Below are 6,329 nucleotides of genomic sequence, written 5' to 3'. Positions count from 1 at the left end.
TGAAAAGATCGAAGTTGAAGGAACACGCCGCCTCAATGCCAACTATATCCGCAGCCGTGTCCAGTTAGGTACTGGAACACCATTCAATACTACTGATTTGGAAAACCAATTACGATTGTTACGGCTTGACCCAAAGTTGGAAAGTATAGAAGCCAGCCTGCGCAAAGGAACAAAAGTAGGACAGAGCATTCTGATTGTTCGTGTTGTGGAAGCTAATCCGTTCGAAGGCAGTGTATGGGTTGATAACTACTCACCTCCTAGTATTGGTTCTGAACGAATGAGCTTTAATCTTCGGCATCTCAACCTAACTGGCAATGGGGATGAAATTTCTTTCACTTATCGCCGTTCGACCACTGGGGGGTCTAATATTTTTGATATTGGCTATCGCTTTCCCCTCAATCCCCGAAATGGTACCTTAGAACTGCGAACAGTGATCGACCGTAATCGGGTGACTCAAGCACCATTCAATGTTTTTGATATTGAGGGAGAATCTGAGCTATATGAAATTCGATTTCGTCAGCCGTTGTACCGCACACCTCGGGAAGAATTTGCTCTGTCTCTAGGATTCAGCTACAGAGATGGTCAGACTTTTTTGGGTGATGAGCCTCTTGGGTTTGGCTTTGGTCCAGATCAAGATGGCTCGACTACCCTGAGCGTGATTAAGTTTGAACAAGAGTATCTACGTCGGGATTTGGAGGGAACTTGGTTTTTGCGATCGCTTTTGAGTCTCGGAACTGGCTGGTTTGATGCCACTATCAACCCGGATCCTATACCTGATGGGCGCTTTTTTCGCTGGGTAGGTCAAGTACAGCGGTTGCAGATTCTCTCAGAGGATAATTTCTTAATTATGGGAACCGAAGTTCAGCTTACCCCCAATAGCCTATTGCCTCCCCAACAATTTTTGCTTGGGGGTGGTCAATCCCTGAGGGGCTACCGTCAAAATATCAGAGCAGGGGACAATGGAGTACGATTCTCTGTTGAAGACCGTATCACTTTACATCGAGACGTAGACGATGACCCCGCATTACAACTAATTCCGTTTTTCGACATGGGTTATGTCTGGAATAACCCTGACAATCCTAATACGTTACCGTCACAACGCTTTTTAGCGGGTATTGGCTTAGGGCTAATTGTGCAGCCAGTGACAGGGCTTAATCTGCGACTTGACTATGGCATTCCTCTGGTTGATTTGGATGATCGCAGTAACAATGCCCAGGATGAGGGCTTCTACTTCAATGTTCGCTATCAATATTAATCAATATAGCAATTATCTTTCCTCATGAGGTACAACTTTCTGGGTTTTAGGGAACAGGGAACAGCGGAGCTGGGAACAGGGAACAGGGAGCTTCGGAGCTGGTAATAGGTAATAATGACAAAAAATATCTGTACCTCATAGGTATGATAAACTCTAGATTAAATTATTTCAACTCTGACGATTACCGTTAATAGTCAACCCTTGAGCTTCAACAGTAAATAAAACCTGATCAAATACGGACTAAATTACTAGGATTAGCGCCAACTGCCTATCTTTAGAATACAGAGTTTTAACAACAGATCTTCACTTGCTGCATCTGGTGGTATTTTGTTGCCCTAGATTCGATTATAGTCTTGGTTTCCAAACTCCCTAGGAAATTTTTATGATCGAATGAATATCATCTAAAAGCAAACATTGCCGGTGAATCCATTGACCCAATCTAATTTATTGCCTGACCCGTTAAAAGCGTGGTACACCCAATCTGTTGAAAATTCTCTAGCAGAATCAGGCTGTGACCCTCAAGTCGGTTTGACCTCTCAACAGGTATCACAGCGCTTACAATACTATGGCTTAAATGAACTAGAGGAAAAAGCAAAGCGCAGTTCCTGGGCAATGTTCCTTGATCAATTCAAGGACATCATGCTGCTGATGCTGATTGCAGTAGCGATAGTTTCCGGGATTTTAGATCTGATCAATCTGCAACAAGCCTCAGAAAAGGCCAGTGAATTCCCCTTCAAAGATACGATTGCTATCCTCTCAATCGTGATTCTTAATGGCATCCTCGGGTATCTCCAGGAAAGCCGTGCTGAAAAAGCCCTAGCAGCCCTGAAAAGTATGGCATCGCCTAAGGTACGAGTGCTGCGGGATGGTCGTACCTTAGAGATAGATAGTCAACAGCTTGTGCCAGGGGACATGATGTTGCTGGAAGCTGGGGTACAAGTTGGAGCAGATGGTAGGCTGATCGAGGCATCGAATTTGCAGGTCAGAGAATCTGCACTGACTGGGGAAGCTAATGCTGTCAATAAAACCGTAGAGGTGGAGCTATCGGAAGATACTCCCATAGGCGATCGCATTAATTTAGTTTTTCAGGGAACTGAAGTTGTCCAAGGCAGAGGTAAAGTCCTAGTTACTGGTACTGGGATGAATACGGAACTGGGTAAAATTGCCCAGATGCTACAAGGGGTGGAAAGTGAACCTACACCTCTGCAACAGCGCATGTCTCAGCTAGGAACAGTCTTGGTAACCGGTTCGCTGTTGCTAGTAGCACTAGTAATTATCATTGGCTTGGGCGTAAGCGGTTGGGACTTGAGTGTGTTCCAACAACTGGTAGAAGTTTCTTTAAGTATGGCAGTTGCTGTAGTTCCAGAAGGCTTGCCAGCGGTGGTGACTGTTACCTTAGCCCTAGGAACCCAGAGAATGGTACGCCGTCATGCTCTAATCCGCAAACTACCAGCTGTGGAAACCTTAGGAAGTGTGACTACCATTTGTTCTGATAAAACTGGTACCCTAACCCAAAACAAAATGGTTGTGCAACGGGTGGATACCCTCAACACTAGTATTCAGGTGACTGGGAATGGTTATGAACCTGTAGGGGAATTTCTCCTAGACAATCAGCCCATTGCTACAGAACAGTATCCCGAACTCGAACCCCTACTTCTAGCTTGTGCTCTGTGTAATGATGCCATCTTACAGTATGAACAGGGGGAGTGGAAGATTTTAGGAGACCCCACAGAAGGAGCATTAATTGCTCTGGCTGGTAAAGGGGGTGTAGATAAGGAACCCCTGAGTCAACAGTATTCTCGTGTGGATGAAATTCCCTTCTCTTCTGAGCGCAAGCGTATGAGTGTGATTTGTCAGTGGGATAGTTCTCCAGATAATTGTCAACCTGCTAACTTACCTGCTCAGCTACCCTACTCGAATTCCAAAGGCGAACAACCTTTGCCAATAGGCCACCCTACGCGAACAACCGAGAACCCAGAACTGACAAGTTACATGATGTTGACCAAAGGGTCTCCAGAATTGGTGTTAGAGCATTGTACTTCATCAGTACATAATGATGACTTAGCAGGAGGAACTCTAGGGTGTCAACCCTTGACAGAAGACCAGCGGCAACAGATTTTGGAACAGAATAACCAAATGGCAGGGGCTGGTTTGCGAGTCCTAGGTTTTGCCTATAAGTCCCTAGATCGCTTATCAGCTCCAGAAGCAGACCATGAAACCTTAGAGCAAGGGTTGGTGTGGTTGGGGTTAGTGGGAATGTTGGATGCTCCACGGCCAGAGGTACGAGAAGCAGTTCAGCTGTGCCGGAATGCTGGAATTCGTCCGATTATGATTACTGGAGATCACAAACTTACCGCTAGAGCGATTGCCCAGGATTTGGGAATTGCTAATCAAAGTGATCAGGTCCTGACTGGTCAGGAGTTACAAAAGCTTTCCCAGCTCGATCTAGAGGAACAGGTAGACCAAGTCAGCATTTATGCTCGTGTTGCTCCGGAACACAAACTCAGAATTGTTCAGGCACTCCAGGGTAGGGGTAAATTTGTTGCCATGACCGGAGATGGGGTGAATGATGCACCCGCTCTCAAGCAAGCTGACATTGGTATTGCTATGGGAATTACCGGAACCGATGTCAGTAAAGAAGCCAGCGATATGGTGCTTTTAGATGACAACTTTGCCACCATTGTTGCTGCCACAGAAGAAGGTCGGACAGTATATGACAATATTCGCCGCTTTATTAGATACATCCTGGGCAGTAACATCGGTGAGGTATTAACTATTGCCGCAGCCCCGATCATGGGACTACCAGATGTTCCGCTCACTCCCTTACAAATTCTCTGGATGAACCTAGTCACTGATGGTTTACCCGCTCTTGCCCTAGCCGTGGAACCAGCAGAACCCGATGTGATGAAGCGATCGCCTTTTAGTCCTCGGGAAAGTATTTTTGCCAGAGGGTTGGGGTCTTATATGGTGCGCATTGGTATTGTTTTTGCCATTTTCAACATTACCTTAATGGCAATTGCCTACGGATACTTCCCTCACTGGAAGACAATGGTATTTACTACCCTATGTATTGCTCAAATGGGTCACGCCCTGGCAGTCCGCTCCAACAAACGCATGACTCTGGAATTAAACCCATTCTCTAACCCTTATTTGCTGTTGGCAGTTACTGTAACTACTCTCTTACAGCTGTTACTGGTTTATGTACCCTTTTTGCAAGACTTCTTTGGCACTGAACCTCTGACTATGATGGAATTCGCTGTCTGTCTTGGCTTTAGTACATCACTATTTGTTTGGGTTGAGCTGGAGAAATTATTTATTCGTTGGTCTAGCAAGGGAAAAGCTGCAGATTAGCCGGTTGGGAGGTTGGGAGGTTGAAGGTTAGCTGGTTGAAGGTTAGCTGGTTGAAGGTTAGCTGGTTGAAGGTTGTTCGCGTAGCGTGGCCGAAAGGTCAAGGTTAGCTGGTTGAACGCGATGGAGGAAGTCCCGCTTTCAGCGATCGCGTGGCCTATTGGCCAAGGTTGCAGCTTAAAGGTTGGACGGTTAGATATTTTTTTCAGTTCAGATCAAACTTCTAATCGTGAACTACCCCGACCTACTACGTAGAGGTCGGGGCTTCCAGCTTGGCCTTTGGCCACGCTACGCGAACACGGAAGAATGCCTTAACTTGGACGGACGTCCGCGTCTTGGTCTTACTTCTTCGACCCTGGCGTTGACCTCCCCCGTCCCAGAGGAGGATAGCATTCTGAAACCTTGCTGCTCTAATGTTTTTTGCCGCATTACCATCTCTATCGTGGTGAGTTCCACAACTTGGACAAGTCCAAGTCCTGACCTCAAGCGGCAACTCTTTGATTTGGTAATGACAATTAGAGCAAGTTTTAGAACTGGGGAACCATCTATCTATCTCTACTAATGCTTTCCCTTCTCTGTCTTGATGCAGTCGCTCATGGGGGAAACCCCCAAGACCGCGCTGCATCGCTTTCGCATTTATAAGACAGGAAATTAACAAAGGTTCCCCAGCCCAGATCAGAAATTGCCTTAGCTAATTTATGGTTACGAACCATGCCCTTGACATTTAGGTTTTCGACTACCACTACTTGATTCTGATCTACTATCTTTCTAGACAGCTTGTGCAGGTAGTCTTGGCGGACATTTCCAATTCGCTCGTATACCTTAGCTACAATCTTTCTGGCCTTTTTGCGTCCATTACTCCCTTTTGTTTTTCGGGCAGCAATACGCTGTTTTTTGGCTAACCTCTTTTCATACTTAGCCAAATGCTTGGGATTACTGAATTTAGAAGTCTTTTCGCCGTTATAGGTAATCGCAAAATCTTTGATACCTAAATCAATACCGATCACCTTAGGTGCGCTTGACCCGTAATTTAATTACGGGTCAAGCGCACCTGCGTCAGTGGATAGCTTTACTCCATCACTCTTATACTCCATTAACACAGAAGCATAATATTTTCCGGAAGGAGTTTTACTGACTGTCACAGTTTTAATTTCTCCATCCAGTGGTCGGTGAATTACCGCCTTTATAACCCCTAGTTTTCCAGGAAATTTAAGGCAATCGCCTACCTGTTTTACGTTTTGGGGATACTGAATTGACTGGCGATGATGGTATGACTTGAATCTAGGGTATTTTGCTCTTCCCTGAAAAAAATTTTGGTAAGCACGACTAAGATTGAGACTCACAGATTGCAGTACCTGAGAGTAACAATCTTTTAGCCATTCAGTCTCTTTTTGTCTTTTGAGTTTCGGCAACATAGAGTTGAGTGCAGATTGTTTTAGCCCAAAGCCAGTTTCTTTGTAGGTTTCTATGCACTGATTCAAGGCATAGTTCCACCACCAGCGAGCACATCCAAAATGCTGAGCTAACACTTGAACTTGCTCTTGTGTAGGATACATTCTAACCTTGACGGCTTTATGTCTCATTGCACTCAACCTTGTTGGAGATGAAACCTTAGAATAAAGAAGCCTTTATGGTTAGTCGGCTATGCATAAAAGAGGTGCGACCCGTGGCGAATTTAATTACGGGTCAAGCGCACCTTTGGTTAAATCTTTGTGATTAGCGTGAT

2 protein-coding genes and 1 pseudogene are annotated in these 6,329 nt (G+C 45.4%); 2 read left to right on the top strand and 1 reads right to left on the bottom strand.

What is annotated here, in order from left to right:
- Both F6J99_RS39890 and F6J99_RS39885 read left to right on the top strand, forming a co-directional pair.
- Nucleotides 1–1,255 (top strand): ShlB/FhaC/HecB family hemolysin secretion/activation protein (locus tag F6J99_RS39890; RefSeq protein WP_293121701.1); only part of this gene is annotated, 1,255 nt, incomplete at its 5' end.
- A 420-nt stretch (nt 1,256–1,675) separates the two neighbouring features.
- A complete protein-coding gene (locus F6J99_RS39885) occupies nt 1,676–4,606 on the top strand; it encodes a cation-translocating P-type ATPase (protein ID WP_293121699.1) in 2,931 nt (976 codons plus the stop codon).
- Nucleotides 4,607–4,891: 285 nt separating this feature from the next.
- Here F6J99_RS39885 and F6J99_RS39880 read toward each other — a convergent pair.
- Nucleotides 4,892–6,186, bottom strand: a pseudogene (locus tag F6J99_RS39880) (RNA-guided endonuclease TnpB family protein).
- Between the last annotated feature and the right edge of the window lie 143 nt (nt 6,187–6,329).

The sequence above is a fragment of the Moorena sp. SIO4G3 genome (assembly GCF_010692305.1).
In the GTDB taxonomy this organism is placed as follows: domain Bacteria; phylum Cyanobacteriota; class Cyanobacteriia; order Cyanobacteriales; family Coleofasciculaceae; genus Moorena; species Moorena producens_A.
Note: the sequence above shows the minus strand (reverse complement) of the source record. Positions and strands in the feature narration are given on the sequence as shown.